14 protein-coding genes are annotated in these 16,504 nt (G+C 71.1%); 8 read left to right on the top strand and 6 right to left on the bottom strand.

The genetic code is table 11. From position 1 onward, the window contains the following. Window positions 1-20 precede the first annotated feature (20 nt). A complete protein-coding gene (locus tag G6N10_RS13155; RefSeq protein ID WP_085093083.1) occupies window positions 21-1,193 on the top strand; it encodes an acyl-CoA dehydrogenase family protein in 1,173 nt (390 codons plus the stop codon). On the opposite strand, the gene G6N10_RS13150 is transcribed toward G6N10_RS13155, so the two are convergent. Both G6N10_RS13150 and G6N10_RS13145 read right to left on the bottom strand, forming a co-directional pair. Next, window positions 1,185-1,856 (bottom strand): DUF427 domain-containing protein, encoded by a 672-nt coding sequence (locus G6N10_RS13150; RefSeq protein ID WP_085093085.1) that lies wholly within the window; start codon window positions 1,854-1,856, stop codon window positions 1,185-1,187. The genes G6N10_RS13155 and G6N10_RS13150 overlap by 9 nt on opposite strands. A gap of 63 nt (window positions 1,857-1,919) precedes the next feature. Next, complete coding sequence (locus G6N10_RS13145; protein ID WP_085093087.1) at window positions 1,920-3,176, bottom strand: sulfotransferase family protein; 1,257 nt, start codon at window positions 3,174-3,176, stop codon at window positions 1,920-1,922. Between the two features lie 78 nt (window positions 3,177-3,254). On the opposite strand from G6N10_RS13145, the gene G6N10_RS13140 reads away from it, so the two are divergent. Further along, window positions 3,255-4,364, top strand: a complete 1,110-nt coding sequence (locus G6N10_RS13140) for a DUF1214 domain-containing protein (protein WP_085093089.1) — start codon at window positions 3,255-3,257, stop codon at window positions 4,362-4,364. 64 nt (window positions 4,365-4,428) lie between these two features. Beyond that, entirely contained in the window at window positions 4,429-8,382 is a 3,954-nt protein-coding gene (gene hrpA / locus G6N10_RS13135; protein WP_085093091.1) for an ATP-dependent RNA helicase HrpA, read from the top strand. Here hrpA and lipE read toward each other — a convergent pair. Next, entirely contained in the window at window positions 8,339-9,610 is a 1,272-nt protein-coding gene (gene lipE / locus G6N10_RS13130) for a lipase LipE (RefSeq protein WP_085093093.1), read from the bottom strand. The two genes, hrpA and lipE, sit on opposite strands and share 44 nt — an antisense overlap. Window positions 9,611-9,694: 84 nt before the next feature. Here lipE and G6N10_RS13125 point away from each other — a divergent pair, with 84 nt between their 5' ends. The 4 genes from G6N10_RS13125 to G6N10_RS13110 are packed head-to-tail and all read left to right on the top strand — an operon-like array spanning window position 9,695 to window position 12,779. Next, entirely contained in the window at window positions 9,695-10,213 is a 519-nt protein-coding gene (locus G6N10_RS13125) for a nuclear transport factor 2 family protein (protein ID WP_085093095.1), read from the top strand. Continuing rightward, window positions 10,210-10,695, top strand: coding sequence for a VOC family protein (locus G6N10_RS13120; RefSeq protein WP_085093096.1), 486 nt, complete (start codon window positions 10,210-10,212; stop codon window positions 10,693-10,695). The genes G6N10_RS13125 and G6N10_RS13120 overlap by 4 nt, the downstream gene beginning before the upstream one ends. 11 nt (window positions 10,696-10,706) lie before the next feature. Continuing rightward, the gene (locus tag G6N10_RS13115; RefSeq protein ID WP_085093098.1) at window positions 10,707-11,633 is read left to right on the top strand and encodes an LLM class F420-dependent oxidoreductase; all 927 of its coding nucleotides are present in this window, start codon (window positions 10,707-10,709) and stop codon (window positions 11,631-11,633) included. A gap of 3 nt (window positions 11,634-11,636) precedes the next feature. Then, window positions 11,637-12,779 (top strand): phosphotransferase family protein, encoded by a 1,143-nt coding sequence (locus G6N10_RS13110; RefSeq protein ID WP_085093100.1) that lies wholly within the window; start codon window positions 11,637-11,639, stop codon window positions 12,777-12,779. Here the strand turns inward: G6N10_RS13110 and G6N10_RS13105 are convergent. Then, window positions 12,771-13,286, bottom strand: coding sequence for a TetR/AcrR family transcriptional regulator (locus tag G6N10_RS13105; protein WP_234810437.1), 516 nt, complete (start codon window positions 13,284-13,286; stop codon window positions 12,771-12,773). The genes G6N10_RS13110 and G6N10_RS13105 overlap by 9 nt on opposite strands. 226 nt (window positions 13,287-13,512) lie before the next feature. Here G6N10_RS13105 and G6N10_RS13100 point away from each other — a divergent pair, with 226 nt between their 5' ends. Next, the gene (locus G6N10_RS13100) at window positions 13,513-14,766 is read left to right on the top strand and encodes a cytochrome P450 (protein WP_085093102.1); all 1,254 of its coding nucleotides are present in this window, start codon (window positions 13,513-13,515) and stop codon (window positions 14,764-14,766) included. Between the two features lie 70 nt (window positions 14,767-14,836). On the opposite strand, the gene G6N10_RS13095 is transcribed toward G6N10_RS13100, so the two are convergent. Together G6N10_RS13095 and G6N10_RS13090 are read right to left on the bottom strand one after the other, a co-directional pair. Further along, window positions 14,837-15,667 carry a thioesterase family protein gene (locus G6N10_RS13095; protein WP_085093104.1) on the bottom strand — a complete coding sequence of 277 codons (831 nt, stop codon included), beginning with the start codon at window positions 15,665-15,667 and terminating at the stop codon, window positions 14,837-14,839. Further along, window positions 15,664-16,494: an SMP-30/gluconolactonase/LRE family protein gene (locus G6N10_RS13090; RefSeq protein ID WP_085093106.1), complete on the bottom strand. Its 831-nt coding sequence runs from the start codon at window positions 16,492-16,494 to the stop codon at window positions 15,664-15,666. Before G6N10_RS13090 ends, G6N10_RS13095 begins: the two co-directional genes overlap by 4 nt. Window positions 16,495-16,504: the final 10 nt, after the last annotated feature.

Raw genomic sequence — 16,504 nt, 5'->3', positions numbered from 1 at the left:
AAAGTATGTAAAACTGTCACATGGATTTTTCGCCGGTGGAGCTGTCCGAGGAGGATGCCGCGTTCCAGCGTGAGCTGCGCGACTTCCTGGCCGAGGTGGTCACCGACGAGGTGATCGAGCGGGACCGGATCACCGGCGAGAACTTCGACGAGGGCGTGCACCTGGCCCTCGGTGCGGCCGGCTACCTGGCCGGTGACTACCGCACCGAGAGCGACGGCGGCTTCAGCGCGGTGCGCCGCCGGATCTGGGAGCTGGAGATCGGTCGGGCCCGCACCCCGTGGTTCCACTGGGGCACCACCGCCATGGTGGCGCGGCTGGTTGAGCGGTTCGCCGAACCGGGCCTGCGCGAGGAGGTGCTGCCCGCGGTGCTGACCGGTGAGGTCCGGCTCTGCCTGGGCTACACCGAACCCGAGGGCGGCTCCGACGTCGCCACCTGCAAGACCCGCGCGGTCCGCGACGGAGGCGACTGGATCATCAACGGCGCCAAGATGTTCACCTCCAACGCGCACAACGCCCGGTTCGTCTTCCTGCTGACCAACACCGACCCGAGTGCGCCCAAGCACCGAAACCTGACCATGTTTCTGGTGCCGCTGGACACTGCGGGAATCGAAATCCAGGGCATCCGCACCGTCGATGGGGACCGCACCAACATCGTCTACTACAGCGATGTTCGGGTGCCCGACCGCAACCGGATCGGCGAGGTCGACGGCGGCTGGGCGGTGATGCGCGAGGCGCTGGCCGCCGAACATGGCGTGCTCGAACGTGATTCGGCCGGCCTGTCGAAGCTGGCCACCATGACCGAGCACGTGCTGCTGCTCGGCGAGGCCCTCGACGAGGCCGCCGCGGTGGTCGGACGCCGGGACCCCGGCGGCGCGGCACCCGGGCAGGACGGTGCGGTCGGCTACCGGCTGGGCCGGGCCGCCGCGCGCACCGAGGCGGCGATGAGCAGCTCGGAGATGTGCGGCCGGGTCGCGATCGCGGCGACCATGCGCGAGGTCGCGCCGGAACTGATGGACCTGCTCGGCCCGGCGGCGCTGCTGCCCGCGGGCACCGCCGGTGCCGCCGGCGACGGCGCCGCCGAATACGTCTTCCGGTTGGCCGGGCCGACCGGCATCTACGGCGGCACCCTGGAGGTGTTCCGGAACATGATCGCCCAGCAGTTGCTCGGCCTGCCCCGCCCGGCGTTACGGTAGTTCGGCGAACAGCTCGGTGCGCTCGGCGTCAAAGCTCAAAAGCCCGGCAATGGGCGAACTTTCGGGCAGCGGGTCCGGGTAGCTCCAGGCCACATCCTCGACCACGGTGTCGCCGACGACCGCCGACCAGTAGCTCGCCCAACCCTTGTAGTTGCAGTAGCTGGTGGTCGGTGACGGGCGCAGCAGGTCCATCCGGATGTGCTCCGGAGCGACGTAGAGCCGCGGCTGCAGCGACGTCTCGAACAGGATCACGGTGTCGGCGGAGTCGACCAGCGTCTGACCGGCCAGCCGCACCCGCAGCCGTCGGGCACCCGGCCGGCAGTCCACCCGGTGATAGGGATTGGGCGGGTAGTGCACCAGTGCCCGGCCCTCCTCCAGCCACCCGTCGACGGCATCCCAGGGCACCCGAACATGGCCCGGGGCAAGGGGTTCGGGCTCGGAGGGCAGGTCGCCGACCGCATCGGCGGGAAACAGGAAGCTCAGCGGCCGGCCGGCCTGATGGGCCAGCAGGGCCGCCTCGGTGTCGATGACCACGACGCCGTCGCGCACCGCCTGCACCCGCCGGCGATGCGGTTCGATGTAGACCAGCCTGTCGGGCACCGGGGCGGAGAACCACCCGGCCCGCTCCGGGCCGTGCGGGCCGGCTCCGGCGACCAGGCTCATCGGCGCTCCTCCTCGGCTGTCAACGAAACTCGGGTGCCGACGAAACTCGGCTGTCGACCAAACTCAGACATTAACGAAACGCTCGACATACGGGGCGAACCGGGCGCGCAGCTCATCGCGATCCAGGCCCAGGTCGGCCGGCCGGTAGTCCACCGCGCCGAGCCGGCCCCGGGTGTGCCCGGCCAGGTAATCGGCGACCGCGGCGCGGGATTCGGCGTCGGGACAGTACCCGGCGACGTCCCACACCCGCGCCACCATCGCCAGGTCATCGGCCATGAACTCATCGAACCGCACATCGATGGTGCGGTCGGCCGGCAGCTTGTCGTGGTCGCGCAGGCACGCCGAGAGCATCTCGTCGATCCGGCCGATCCAGTACCCGGCGACCGTCGGGACATCGACCCGATCGACGCTCATCCGCATGGTGTAGGTCATCATCGTCGCCATCGACACCGCCACATCGACCGGATCGCGGTGGGTGACGATCATGGTGGCGTCGGGGAAGACGTTCATGATCGGCACGAACTGCTCCAGATGCTGCGGGCTCTTGAGCACCCAGCGCCGCGACCGGCCGTCCTGGTGGCTGAGCACCTGCAACATCATCCGCAGGAACTGATACCCCGGGGTTTGGTCGTGATCGCGCAGGTAATCGCTCCAGCGCGGCAGGTGCGTGAGGGTGGTGAAAAACCCGCTGGCGAAGTCCTGGACCATCAGCCCGATGTCCTCGTGGATGTGGTCGATGGTCATCTCGTGCATCAGCTGGAAGTACGGCATCAGGGTGGCCGAGATGTTCAGCGCGTCGCCGGTGCGCTGCCGACGACCCGCGCTGGTGCCCTCCTCGCCGGGCGGCGGCAGCGGCTCCTGGGCCTCCCAGTACGGCAGGGCGCGCAGCGCCGGATCGGCGGCCAGCATGCTGTGCAGGTGGGTGGTGCCGGTGCGCGGCAGCCCGGCGATCACCAACGGCGCGGCGATCTGAACGTCGAACACCTCGGGGTGCCGGTTGAGGTGATCGATCACCCGGAGCCGGCCCTTGAGGAACGTCAGCATCAGCGAGAACGCGTAGGTGCGACCGAACGAGGTGAAGTTCGGCAGCTCCTCAAACGCCTGCAGCAGCACCGACATCCGCCCCCGGTAGTCCTGGTCGCCGAAGTCGGTCAGACCGGTCTGCGCGGTGGCCTGCTCGTGCAGCGCCTCGGCGGTCAACGGGCAGTGGTCCGCCATCGCCGACATCGCGTCGATGATGCTCTGGGCCTGCGGCGAGAACCGCGGCGCGGCCAGGTCGTCGATGTGGATGCGGCCGGCGGGGGCTGCGGTTGAACTCATCCGCCGGACGCTACGCGCGGACGCCAAACTTTACAAGGATCTGTTTTTGTGTAATGGCGCGGGCCTATCATGGCGGGTATGTCCAGCTCCGAAAGCGCCCAGGCCTGGCGGGAACTGCTCTCCGCGTTCGCCGACCTCGACCAGAACTTTCTCACCGGCCCCAAGGCGGTGCGCGGGCAGACCGCCGTCGCCGAGGGCTACCGCAACCTCGCGACCATCCTCGGCGTCGCGCTGGACATGAACCTGTTCGCCGACCCGGTGGCGCCCCGGTTCATCGACAACCTCACCCCCACCCGGCCGGACCGCAGGTGGGGCGGCGACAACACCGACTGCTACTACAGCTACGCCGTCGTCGACCCGCGCCGCAGCTACCGGGTCAGCGGCATCCCCAACGACAGCGCGATGTACTCGGTCACCGTCTACAACGAACCCGAGCCCGGTGCCTGGCCGAACCGGACCGTCGGACTGCTCTACGACACCGACCTGCCCCGCGATGCCGACGGCCGATTCTCCTGCGTGCTGGGGCCCCGCCGACCCGACGGCTACCACGGCCCGTTCATCGAACTGTCCCCGGACGCCCACGGCGTGCTCACCCGCGACTACCACCGGTTCCCGGCCGCGGGCCGCCGGGTGGACTGGGACATCGAGGTGATCGACCACGCCGGCTGCGACCCCACCCCCGAGCACACCGATGCCGGAGTGGCCCGGTCGCTGCGGGCCGCCCTGCGGTTCGCCCAGGACGTTTACGCGCTGACCCCGCTGATCCTGGCCGGCCAGAACTTCCTGGCCCCGCCGTACCGGGCCGGTGACGCCACCCACGGCTACTCGATGGCCGATGCCTGCTACGGCCTAGGCGGCTTCAACCTGGAACCCGGCCAGGCGCTGGTGATCACCGGCCGGCACCCGGCGGCGCGGTTCTGGAACTTCACCCTGTGGAACCAGTACATGGCGGCGCTGGACGTCGAGTACGGCCGCGGCGGGCTCAACATCGGCACCGCGGTGCCCAACAGCGACGGCACCGTCACCATCGTGATCGCCCGCGAGCAGCTCGAGCACCCCAACGCGCTGTCCACCAAGGACCACGCCGAGGGCCTGATGTCGTTCCGCTGGTTTCACGCCGACGAGCTGCCCGAACAGCCCACCCTGGCGGTGGTCCCGGTCGGCGAGGCGCCGCGCACGGTGAGCTGAGCGCGGCGGCGGCGTCGGGCCCGCGAAGCGGTGCCTCGCGCGGCGGGTCAGTATCCTTGCCACGGTGTCCGAATCGTCGCGCCCGCAGATCCGCGCGCTGCGCGGGCGCCTCGATCGGCTGAGCATCGCCGACGCCGCCCGGCTCGGCAGGCGGCTGCGGGGCGCGGGCGACCTCGACCCCGAACAGCTGCGCAGACTCGCCGAACAGGTCAGCGCCGGCGAGGCCCGGATCGCGGCCCGGCAGGCCGCCGTTCCGGTCATCGACTACCCGGATCTGCCGGTCAGCGAGTTCCGTGACGAGATCGCCGCCGCGATCGGGGCCAACCAGGTCGTGGTGATCGCCGGGGAGACCGGCTCCGGCAAGACCACCCAGCTGCCGAAGATCTGCCTGGAACTCGGCCGCGGCATCCGCGGCACCATCGGGCACACCCAGCCGCGGCGGCTGGCCGCCCGCACCGTCGCGCAGCGCATCGCCGACGAACTGCACACCCCACTGGGCGGCGCGGTCGGCTACACCGTCCGATTCACCGACCAGGCCAGCGACGCCACCCTGATCAGGCTGATGACCGACGGCATCCTGCTCGCCGAGATCCAGCGCGACCGCCGGCTGCTGCGCTACGACACCCTGATCCTCGACGAGGCGCACGAGCGCAGCCTGAACATCGACTTCCTGCTCGGCTACCTGCGCGAGTTGTTGCCGCGGCGGCCCGACCTCAAGGTCATCGTCACCTCGGCGACCATCGAACCCGGACGGTTCGCCGCGCACTTCGCCGGCCCGGCCGGCCCGGCCCCCATCGTCGAGGTGTCCGGCCGGACCTACCCGGTTCAGATCCGTTACCGCCCGCTGGAGGTCCCGGTCGTCGGCGACGACGACAGCGAGGCCGACGACCCCGACCACGAGGTGATCCGAACCCAGGTGCGCGACCAGACCGAGGCAATCCTCGACGCGGTCAACGGGCTGGAGGACGAGACGGCCGGCGATGTGCTGGTGTTCCTGTCCGGGGAGCGCGAGATCCGGGACACCGCCGAGGCGCTGCGCGCAGCGCTGGCCGATCGCACGTTCGGCGTCGAGGTGCTGCCGCTGTATGCCCGGCTGCCCACCGCCGACCAGCAGAAGGTGTTCGCCCCGCACACCAACCGGCGGGTGGTGCTGGCCACCAACGTCGCCGAGACCTCGCTGACCGTGCCGGGCATCCGCTACGTCGTGGACCCCGGCACTGCGCGGATCTCCCGGTACAGCCGGCGCACCAAGGTGCAGCGACTGCCCATCGAACCGATCTCGCAGGCCTCGGCGGCCCAGCGCGCCGGCCGGGCCGGGCGCACCGCGCCGGGCATCTGCATCCGGCTGTACGCCGAGGACGACTTCGCGGCCCGGCCGCGCTACACCGACCCGGAGATCCTGCGCACCAACCTGGCCGCGGTGATGCTGCAGATGGCGGCGCTGCGGCTCGGCGACATCGCGGACTTCGGCTTCCTCGACCCGCCCGATGCCCGCAGCATCCGGGACGGCACCGCGCTGCTGGTCGAACTCGGCGCCGTCGACGACGGCGGCGCCATCACCGGATTGGGTCGACGGCTGGCCCGGCTGCCGATTGACCCCCGGCTGGGCCGGATGATCCTGGCCGCCGACGAATTGGGCTGTGTGGAGCCGGTATTGGTGATCGCCGCCGCGCTGTCGATCCCCGACCCGCGGGAACGGCCGATCGACAAGGAAGAGGCCGCCCGCGCCAAACACGCCCGGTTCACCGACCCGGACTCGGATTTCCTGAGCCTGGTGAACCTGTGGAACTACCTCGGTGAGCAGCGAAACGAGCGGTCCGGCAGCTCATTTCGGCGGATGTGCCGGGACGACTTCCTGCACTACCTGCGGATCCGGGAATGGCAGGACCTGGTCGGCCAGCTGCGCAGCATCGCCCGCGACATCGGAATCCGGGCGGACCGCTCGGCCGAGGCGCCGGATCCGGCGCGCATCCACGCCGCGCTGATCCCCGGGCTGCTCTCGCACATCGGCCTGCGTGAGGAACGCGGCAAGGATTCCGGCCGGCCGTCGCGGGAGTATCAGGGCGCCCGCAACGCCAAATTCGTGCTGGCACCCGGATCGGCGCTGGCCAAGCGCCCGCCGCAGTGGGTGGTCGTCGCCGAGCTGGTCGAGACCTCCCGGCTGTACGGGCGGATCGCCGCCCGCGTCGATCCCGCCGAAATCGAGCGCGCCGCCGGGCATCTGGTGGTCCGCAACCACAGCGAACCGCACTGGGATGAGCGGCGCGGCGCGGTGCTGGCCTTCGAACGGGTCACCCTCTACGGGCTGCCGCTGGTGCCGCGACGCCGGGTGAGCTACGCCGCCGTCGACCCGGTGCTCGCCCGGGAACTGTTCATCCGGCACGCCCTGGTCGAGGGGCAGTGGCAGACCCGGCACCACTTCTTCGCCGACAACGCCCGGCTCCGCGAGGAACTCGCCGAGATCGAGGAACGCTCCCGGCGCCGCGACCTGCTCGCCGACGAGGACGAGGTCTTCGCCTTCTACGACACCCGGATCCCCGCCGAGGTGGTTTCCACCCGGCACTTCGACGGCTGGTGGAAGAAGCAGCGGCACCGCAGCCCGGAGCTGCTGACGATGACCCGCGCCGACCTGCTGCGCGACGGCGTCGATCCGGACTCCGGGCACCCCGACCATTGGCGCTCGGGCGATCTCGACCTGCCGCTGAGCTACCGCTATGAGCCCGGCGCCGCCGACGACGGCGTCACCGTGCACGTCCCCGTCGAGGTGCTCGCCCGGCTCGGCGGGGAGCAGTTCGCCTGGCAGGTACCGGCGCTGCGGCTCGAGCTGATCACCGCGCTGCTCAAATCGCTGCCCAAGGGGCTGCGGCGAAACTTCGTCCCGGTCCCCGACACCGCCCGGGCACTGCTGAGCACGCTGGATCCCGGCGACGGGTCGCTGCTGGATGCGCTGGTCGCCGAACTGCACCGGCGCAGCGGCATCCGGGTTCCGGTCGGCGCGTTCGACCCGGACAAGATCCCCGCGCACCTGCGGCTGACCTTCGCGGTGGCGGGCACCGACGGCGCCGAGGTCGCCCGCGGCAAGGATCTGGCCGCCCTGCAGCACAAACTGGCCGCCCCGGTGGCGACCGCGGTGGCCGCCACCGTCGCCACCGGCCTGCAGCACACCGGGCTGCGCGGCTGGCCCGAGGACCTCGACGAACTCCCGCGGATTGTTGAACAGGACAGCGGCGGGCACACCGTCCGCGGCTACCCGGCGTTCGTCGATGCCGGTGCGGCCGTGGACATCCGGGTGTTCGCCACCGCCGCCGAGCAGGCCGCCGCGCTGCGCCCGGGCCAGCGCCGGCTGCTGCGGCTGGCGGTCGGCTCGCCGGTCAAGGCCGCCGAACGGGCGCTGGATCCGGGTACCCGGCTGCTGCTGGGCAACAATCCCGACGGCTCGCTGACCGCGCTGCTGGAGGATTGCGCCGACGCCGCGATCGACCTGCTGGTGCCCGGGCAGATCCGCACCCGCGCCGAGTTCACCGCCGCCAAGACCCGGGTCGCCGCCGCGCTGGCGTCGCACACCGCCGACATCGCCAGCCGGGTCACCCGGGTGCTGACCGTCGCCCACCGGGTCCGGATCGCGTTGCCGGACAACCCGATCCCGCCCCAGCGCGCCGCGGTCGCCGACATCACCGCCCAGCTGGACCGGCTGCTGCCGGCCGGATTCGTGACCGGCACCGGCGCGGCCCGGCTGGCCGATCTGACCCGCTACCTCACCGCCGTGGAACGACGGCTGGATCGGCTCGGCCAGGCGCCGGGGGCCGACCGGGACCGGATGGACCGGGTGCTCGCGGTGTCGGCGGCCTACGACGAACTGCGGGCGGCGATCTCGCCGCAACGCGCGGCCGCCGACGACGTCGTCGACATCGCCCGGCAGATCGAGGAGTTGCGAGTCAGCCTGTGGGCCCAGCAGCTCGGCACCCCGCGCCCGGTCAGCGAGCAGCGGATCTACCGGGCTCTCGACGCGGTCGAATGACCGGGATCGACGCCGAAATGGTGCTCAGCACCCCCGAATAGAGCCGGGGATCGGGATTGCTGCCCGGCTTGCCGCTGCTGACGATCGCCGCGGACAGGCCGCGAGCCCGGTCGGTCCACACCGCGATGTCGACCAGGCCGGTGTGCCCGAACGCGCCGGCGGTGTCCCGGCCGAACGGTCCGAACCGCTTGTCGCCCAGCATGTAGCCGGTGCCCCAGCGCATCGGCCAGCCCCCGGTGGCGATGTCCGGGCGCAGTCGCCGGACCGGGGCGATCGCCGCGGCCAGGGTGTCCGCGCGCAGCACCCGAACCCCGTCGAGCTCCCCGCCGCGACGCAGCAACTCGGCGAACCGGGACAGCTCCTCGGCGGTGGAGACGGTGTTCGACGACGGCAGCACGCTGGTCAGGTACAACGGCGTGTTGGTGTACGGGATCATCTGATACAGCGTGCCGCCGATCGCCCGGCGGAACGCCGCCGCCATCGCCGGCGGCAGCGGCTTGCCGGTCGGGTGGCTCGGTGCCACCAGCGGCACATCCGCCTCGGCGACACCGTAATTCGACCAGCGGAAGCCCAGCGGGTCGAGGATCTCGGTGGCCAGGATCTCCCGGATGCTGCGGCCGGTGGCGGCGGCGACGATCTCCCGGATCAGCGGCCCCCAGGTCAGCCCGTGATACATGTGCAGCAGCCCCGGCCGGTACACCGGGCGCATCGCGGCCAGCTGGTCGCGGGTGTACTCGCTGTCGTCGACCCGAGTGACATCCGGGCGCGGGCCGGTGTGGATCGGCACCCCGGCGCTGTGCGTCATGACGTGCCGGATGGTGGTGCGGTGCTTGCCGTGACTGGTGTAGTTCGGCAGGTAGTCGCAGACCCGGTCGTCGAGGGAGAAGGCGCCGCGCTCGACGAGCATGTGCACCACCGTCGAGGAGATCGCCTTGGCGGCCGAGTAGACGCAGAACGGGGTCGCCGGGGTCACCGGAATCTTCTCGGCGTCCGGCGGGTCGGTGGGCGCATTGCCCCAGCCGTGCCCGATCGAGCGGTTCAGGATGACCTCGCCGTCGCGGCGCAGGCACACCTGGATGGCCGGATGCATCCCGGCGCGGTACCAGCGCCGGACCGACTCCCAGATCCGCTCGACCGGGGCGGTGTCGATCGGGCCGCGCGACTCCGCGCCGATCGTGGTCACCGCGTCGAGGTCGCGGGGCACCCGGATCCGGCCGTCGGAAGTCATGCCGCCCAGCCTACGACCCCGAGATCACCGAACCGTGGCACCGACGACCGTCGCGCATTACAGTGCAAGGTGAATCTGTAATCAATGGGAAGGCCGGTGGTGGACGCCGACGACTCGCTGCTCGAGCTCGAGGCGCTCAAAACCCTCAAGGCCCGGTACTGCCGCTACCTGGACGCCAAGGACTGGACCCGCTGGCGGACGCTGTTCACCGACGACTTCATCAGCGACACCTCCCGGGCCGGCGGGCTGCGGATCGCCGGCGCCGACGACTTCGTCGCGTTCACCCGCGCCACCCTGGGCCGGCCGTCCCGCCCCACCGTGCACCAGGTGCACGCCCCCGAACTGGAGATCACCACGCCGACCACCGCCACCGGGGTGTGGGCACTGCAGGACGTGGTGCGGTTCGGCCGGCTGGCGACCCTGGTGGGCTACGGGCACTACCGGGAGACCTACCGCAAATCCGACGCCGGGTGGCAGATCGCCACCTCGACGCTGACCCGGCTGCGCGAGGACATCCACACCCCGGTGGGCACGCTGTTCGTCTCGGACCGGATGCGCGCCGCCGCCGGCCGGGCGATGGCGCGGAAGAATCGGCGGTCATGACCGCGACGACGCCGCTGCGGGCGGCCGACCTGTATCACAGCGGCATCGTCGTCGACGACTTCGACGGGGCTGCGGCCCGGCTGACCGCGGCCACCGGCTGCAGCTGGACCCGGCCGTTGGAATACACCGTCGCGGTGCGGATCTGGGACGCCGGCGGCGAGACCGTCGACGTCGACATGCCATTCCGGGTGGCCTTCACGGTCGGGGCCCCGCACCTGGAACTGGTGGCCGCGGTACCGGGCACCGTCTGGACCGAAACCCCGGGGCGGGCGGTGCACCATTTGGGCTACTGGGTCGACGACATCGCCGCGGCCGCCGCGGGCCTGCGCCGGGCCGGCTACACCCTGGAAGCGGCGCCCGCCGATGACACCCTGCACACCTTCGGCTATTTCATCGACCCCTCCGGGGTGCGCATCGAGATCGTCGACCGTGCCCTGTTCCCCGACTGGCCCGGTTTCCTGGCCCAGTTGAGCACGTCGTGAGGAGCCCGTTGATGCGATTCGCCTGTACCCACCCGATCATCAGCCACCCCGCCAACCCCGAGCTCGTCGACGGAGCCGGTGTGGCGGCGGTCGCCGAGGCGCTGGAGGCCGCCGGGTTCGGTGCGCTGGGCTTCACCGATCATCCCGCCCCGCCGCAGCGCTGGCTGGAGGCCGGCGGCCACGACAGCCTCGATCCGTTCACCGCGATGGGTTATGCCGCCGCGCGCACCACCGAGCTGCGGCTGATCCCCAACATTGTGGTGCTGCCTTACCACAGTCCGTTCGTGGTGGCCAAGCAGGGCGCGACCCTGGACCGGTTGTCCGGCGGCCGATTCACCCTGGCCGTCGGCGTCGGCTATCTCAAGCGCGAATTCGCTGCGCTGGGCGTGGATTTCGACACCCGCGCGGAGCGCTTCGACGAGGCGCTCGCGGTGATCCGGGCGGTCTGGTCCGGCGACGACGTGACCGTGGAGGGCGCGCACTTCAGCGCGCGCGGCATCACCGCGCACCCCCGGCCGGTCAGCGGCCCGCACCCGCCGATCTGGATCGGCGGCAACACCGGTGCGGCCCGGCAGCGGGTGGCCGAGCACGGCAACGGGTGGGCGCCGTTCGCCGCACCGCCCGGGCTGGCCAAGGCCGCCGGCACCGCCGCGCTGGACTCGGTGGCGGCGCTGCGATCCGGCATCGACGACCTGCGTCGCCGATTCGATGTGGCGGGAAGGGAATTCACCGACATCGACGTCAGCTTCACCAACCTGGTCGGCGGCACTCCCGGGCAGCCGGACTTCGACCCCGACGCCTACCTGGCCGGTGCCACCGAACTGGCCGCCGCCGGGGTCAGCTGGCTGCAGGTCCCGCTGCCGGGGGAGAGCCTGGCCCAGGTGCTCGACGCGATCGGGCTGTTCGGCGAACGCGTCATCGCGCGGATCGCGGGCTGAGAGGTGCTGGAGAACAACGCGATTGCGCCGATCGCGCGGCTGGGCGCGCACGTCGCCGGTGGGGTGCTGCGGGTTGCCACCGACGCGACGCTGGGTGGGCTGCGGGCGTTCCCGCGCTCGGTCGACGAGCTCGACGCCGCCTTCCTGTCCCGGGTACTGCGCCGGCATGTCGAGCAGGTCCGGCGCCTGGACGGTGCCGACGGCACCTCGTGTCGGGCCCGGCTGGCGCTGGTCGGCGACGATGTCCCCGAGACGGTGTTCGTGAAGATGCCCGCGGCCACCGTCGCCACCCGGATGCTCGGCGAACTGGCCCGGCTGGCCGAAACCGAATGCCGGTTCTACCGTTGGCTGGCCCCGGACCTCGGCGACGGTGTGCCGCGCTGTCACGGCACCGCCTTCGACGACCTGACCGGGCGTTACATTGTGGTGCTGGAGGATATGTCGGTCACCGACTGCGTCTTCCCGGACACCCTCAACCCGCTGAGCGCCGACCAGATGACCGGGGTGATGCGCGCGCTTGGGCAGCTGCACGGCACGTTCGCCGACCGAATGCCGGTCAAACCCGGCGGTGCCGGGCCGCTGGGCTGGCTGTCGCCGCCGTCGACCGATCCGGCCAACCCGCTGACCCCGATGCTGATGCGCAAATCCGCCGAAAAGCTCTCCCGCTGCACCGATATCGACGTCTACCGGGGCCAGTACCTGTGGGAGCACCTGCAGCAGATCGCGGTGTTCAACGATCGCGGCCGGCACTTTGTGCTGCACGGCGACTCGCACCCGGGTAACACCTATTTCCGCGCCGGGCGGGCCGGCCTGCTGGACTGGCAGGTGGTCCGCCGCGGGCACCCGTCCCGCGACCTGGCCTACACGCTGGTGCTCGGGATGACCACCGAGGAACGCCGGGAGCGTCAGCGCGAACTGCTGGACAGCTACCGCGAGGCCCTGGTCGAAGCGGGCGGGCCGGAACTCGACGGCGCGGAACTGTTCGAGCGGTACCGACAGAACGCGGTCTATTCCTACGTCTCGGCGCTGGCGACGGCGGGTCTGGGCGGCATGCAGACCGAGAACATCGCGCTGGAGGGACTGCGCCGGGCGGTGGCGGCGATCGATGACCTGCAGACCGTGCCGGCGCTGCGATCCTCAGTGTGAGGCGTTGCGGTTCTTGAGCCCCACCGCGTGGCGCAGCTGGGCCAGGAACTGCTCGGAGTCCTCGCTGCGAACGACGTAGTGGCACACCGCGACCCGGGTCGCGGTGGCCGCGGCGATCGCCGCGTCGGGACCCGGGATCAACCGCTCGAGCCGGTCGCGCATCACCGGCAGCACCTCGGCGATTCGGGCGATCACCTGCTCGGGCTCGATGTCGATCATCCGGACGCCGGAGTAGGACTGCTGAAACTCCACGATGAACTTCAGTGCCGCGTCGAGGCGTTCGGCGCCGCGCAGGCCCGCGGTGACATTGGCGATGCCGCCCTCGAACAGGTCGCGCTCGTATCGGGTGAACGCGTCGATGAGTTCTTCCTTGGAGGAGAACCAGCGGTAGAGGGTGGGCCGGGAAACCCCGGCCTCCTGCGCCACGTCGGACAGGCTGAGTTTGCTCATCCCGTTGCGGCTCATCACTTCGGCGGTGGCGTCCAGGATCCGCCGGCTGGTGTGCACGGCGGCGGCGGGGTCCGGCGCGCCCCGCCGGGAGCTGGCGCCATTCGCCGCGGCGCCCGCCGTCTTCTTTGCCGTCACCAGCCACCGACCTTCATGCCCATCGGAATGTCTTTGCCGATCAGATGGTAGCTGGCGACCGGGTTGGCGCGGGCCGAAGTGAACCGGACGGTGCGGAAAACCATCCGCATAGCTTTACATCAATTGTAGTTAGTGTCACGCTGATCGCATGACCGTCGTCGATGCCGCCGAGCGGCAGCACAGCGAACTCGACATTTCGGCCCGGGAGTTCTGGGCCCAGCCCTTCACCGCGCGCGACGAAACCTTCGCGCAGCTGCGCGCCCAACCGGGGCTGTCCTGGCAGCGGCCGTTCTCGTCGTTGTTCGACCTGGAGGAACCCGGCTACTGGGCGGTCACCCGGCGCGCCGACATTGTTGAGGCCAGCCTCAACTACGAGGTGTTCTCCTCGGCCCAGGGCGTGGCGCCGGATCCGATGCCGGTGGAGATGCAGCGCATCGCGACGTTCTTCCTGACGATGGACCCGCCGCAGCAGACGGTGTACCGGCGGCTGGTCAGCTCGGCGTTCACCCCGCGCAACGTCCGCAAGATCGAGGAGCAGATCCACGCCAACGCCGTGCGGGTGGTCGACGGCCTGATCGGCGCCGGCGACGTGGACTTCGTCGCCGCCTGCTCGAGTCAGCTCCCGATGATGACCATTTCGGAGATGCTCGGGGTGCCCGCGGCCGATCGGGAGGCCGTCGCGCACGCCGCGGAGAAGCTCTTCTCGATGAGCGACGACGACTACAGCTCCCTGGAGGAGCGGGCCACCGACACCATCAACGAGATGATCCTGCTGTCGAGCACCGGCATCGAACTGGCCAAGCACCGGCGGGCCAACCCGGCCGACGATCTGATGACCGCGATCGTCAACGCCGAGGTGGACGGGCACCGGCTCACCGACGAGGAGGTCGGCGCCTTCCTGGTGCTGTTGGCCTCGGCCGGCAACGACACCACCAAGCAGACCACCACCCACGCGATGATGGCGCTGGCCGCCAACCCCGAGCAGCGGGCCTGGCTGATGGCGGACTTCGACGGCCGGATCGGGCCGGCGATCGAGGAGTTCATTCGGTGGTCGAGCCCGGTGATGCAGTTCGCCCGGTTCGTCACCCGCGACACCGAACTGGGCGGTCAGCAGCTGCGCGAAGGCGACAAGATCTGCATGTTCTACTGCTCGGCCAACCGCGACGAGGCGGTGTTCGAGCGGCCTCGGGAATTCGACCTGAGCCGATCCCCGAACCCGCACCTCGGCTTCGGCGGCGGCGGGCCGCACTTCTGCCTGGGCGCGAGCCTGGCGAAAACCGAACTGCGCCATCTGTTCCGGGAGCTGCTGACCCGGCTGAAGACGGTGGAGTTCGGCCAGCCGGAATACCTGCAGAGCAGCTTCATCCACGGCATCAAGCGGGTGCCCGCGCATATCGGGTAGGCCGTGGTGCGGCAATTGCCGGCCCGATCCCGGCTGCCGCCGGCGCGCCGCTGGGCTCAACAACCCCTGATCACGGCTTCGGCGGGCGCGGCCGCACCAGCACCGACTGGGCGATCACGCCGACCGGACCCTGGTCGTCGAACAGCGTGCCGACGGTGCTGCCGATGCCGTCCGGGCCGTAGTGGGTGTCGGCGCGGATGCCCGACCACTGCCCGGTCGGCACCCGGTGCAGGTGCACCGACATGTCGGTGTTCATGAACGTCCAGCGCCGGATGTCGAGCTTGGATCCCAGCCCGTTGGCGCAGTCGGCGACGGTGAACAGCCGCTGGATCGGGGTGAGCGGTTCGTCGTCGACCAGCGCCACCCGCGGCCGCATCCAGGATTCGCCCGGTCCGTCGTGCGGCGGAACCTTGAGCCACAGCCAGTCCACGCTGTGCACGTAGTTGGGGTCCCACTTACCGGCCAGCTCGCGGTCGATGCCCGCCTCCCGGCCGGGCAGCGGTTCGGTCGGCGCGGCACCGAGCTCGGCGGTGTCCAGGGTCTGCAGCCGCCAGCCGCTGGCCCGGGCCACCGCGCGCGGCGAACCATCGGGACCCGGTGCCCACAGCGTGGCGCCGACCAGTTCGATCTGCGTGCCGCCGCGCTCCAGTTGTGCGGTCACCCAGAGGCTTTCGGCCATCGGCACCGGTCCGAGCAGGTCCACCACCACCCGGGACAGCCGGGTGTCGGGCCGCGGCGCGCACCGCTCCAGGGCCCGCACCAGCAGCGCGGACACCGGGGCGCCGTGCTGGATCGCGGACGTCCAGGTGCTGATCGCCATCGCGGTCGGGCGCAGCCGCTGCCCCCGCGCCGGGCCCACCGGGGCGTCGTCCTCGAGCAGTTCGTAGTAGCAGTCCGTCACGATGGCAGTCCTCCACGGGGAATCTCGACGGTCACGGTGTCCACCCGTGCCAGCTTGGTGCCCACCAGGCGCTCGGGATAGGCCAGGGTGCTCGACAACAGAAACAGGGTGCGGCCGTCGGGCCCGCCCAGCGCCGGGGCGATCGCCACCCGCTCGCCCAGCTCGACCCGATCGGTGACCGCGCCGCCCTCGACGATCCGGTCGAAGCGGTTGGCCAGTGTCAGCGCGGTCCAGACGCCGCCGTCGGCGTCGATCGCCAGGCCGTCGGGCGGGCCGTCGAGGCCGCCGGCGAACACCCGCGGTTCGTGCAGCGCGCCGTCGGCGGCGATGGTGAAGGCGGTCAGCCGCCGGCCGGTGGACTCCGCGACGATCAGCGTCCGGCCGTCGTCGGTGATCACCATGCCGTTGGGGAAGTCCAGCCCGGTGGCGACGACGGCCGCGGCGCCGTCGGGATCGACCCGGATCAGCACCCCGTCGGTGCGGGCCTGGGATCCCAGGTACACCCGGTCGTGGTTGTCGACGACCAGGTCCCCGAGGTCGGCGGGCGCCAGTTCGGCCAGCTCTGCGATGACGCGCAGCCCGTCGGCGTCGCGGCGCAGCAGGGTGCGCGCGGTGGTGGAGGCGATCAGCAGGGCCCCGTCGGAGGTGAAGCCGAGCCCGGAGGGGCGGTGTCCGGGCAGCGGCAGCGTCGTCATCGCGCCGCTGGGGTCGACGGTGTGCACGGCCGCCCCGAGCATGTCGGAGAACCACAGCGCCCCGTCCCGCCAGCGCGGGCCCTCGCCGAAGCAGAAGCCGCCCGCCAGCGGCCGCGGCGCTTTACAAATCATTGCTTAAGTG

Origin of the sequence: Mycolicibacterium fallax (assembly GCF_010726955.1) — a bacterium.
GTDB lineage: Bacteria > Actinomycetota > Actinomycetes > Mycobacteriales > Mycobacteriaceae > Mycobacterium > Mycobacterium fallax.
This window is presented reverse-complemented; position numbering and strand designations above follow the sequence as displayed.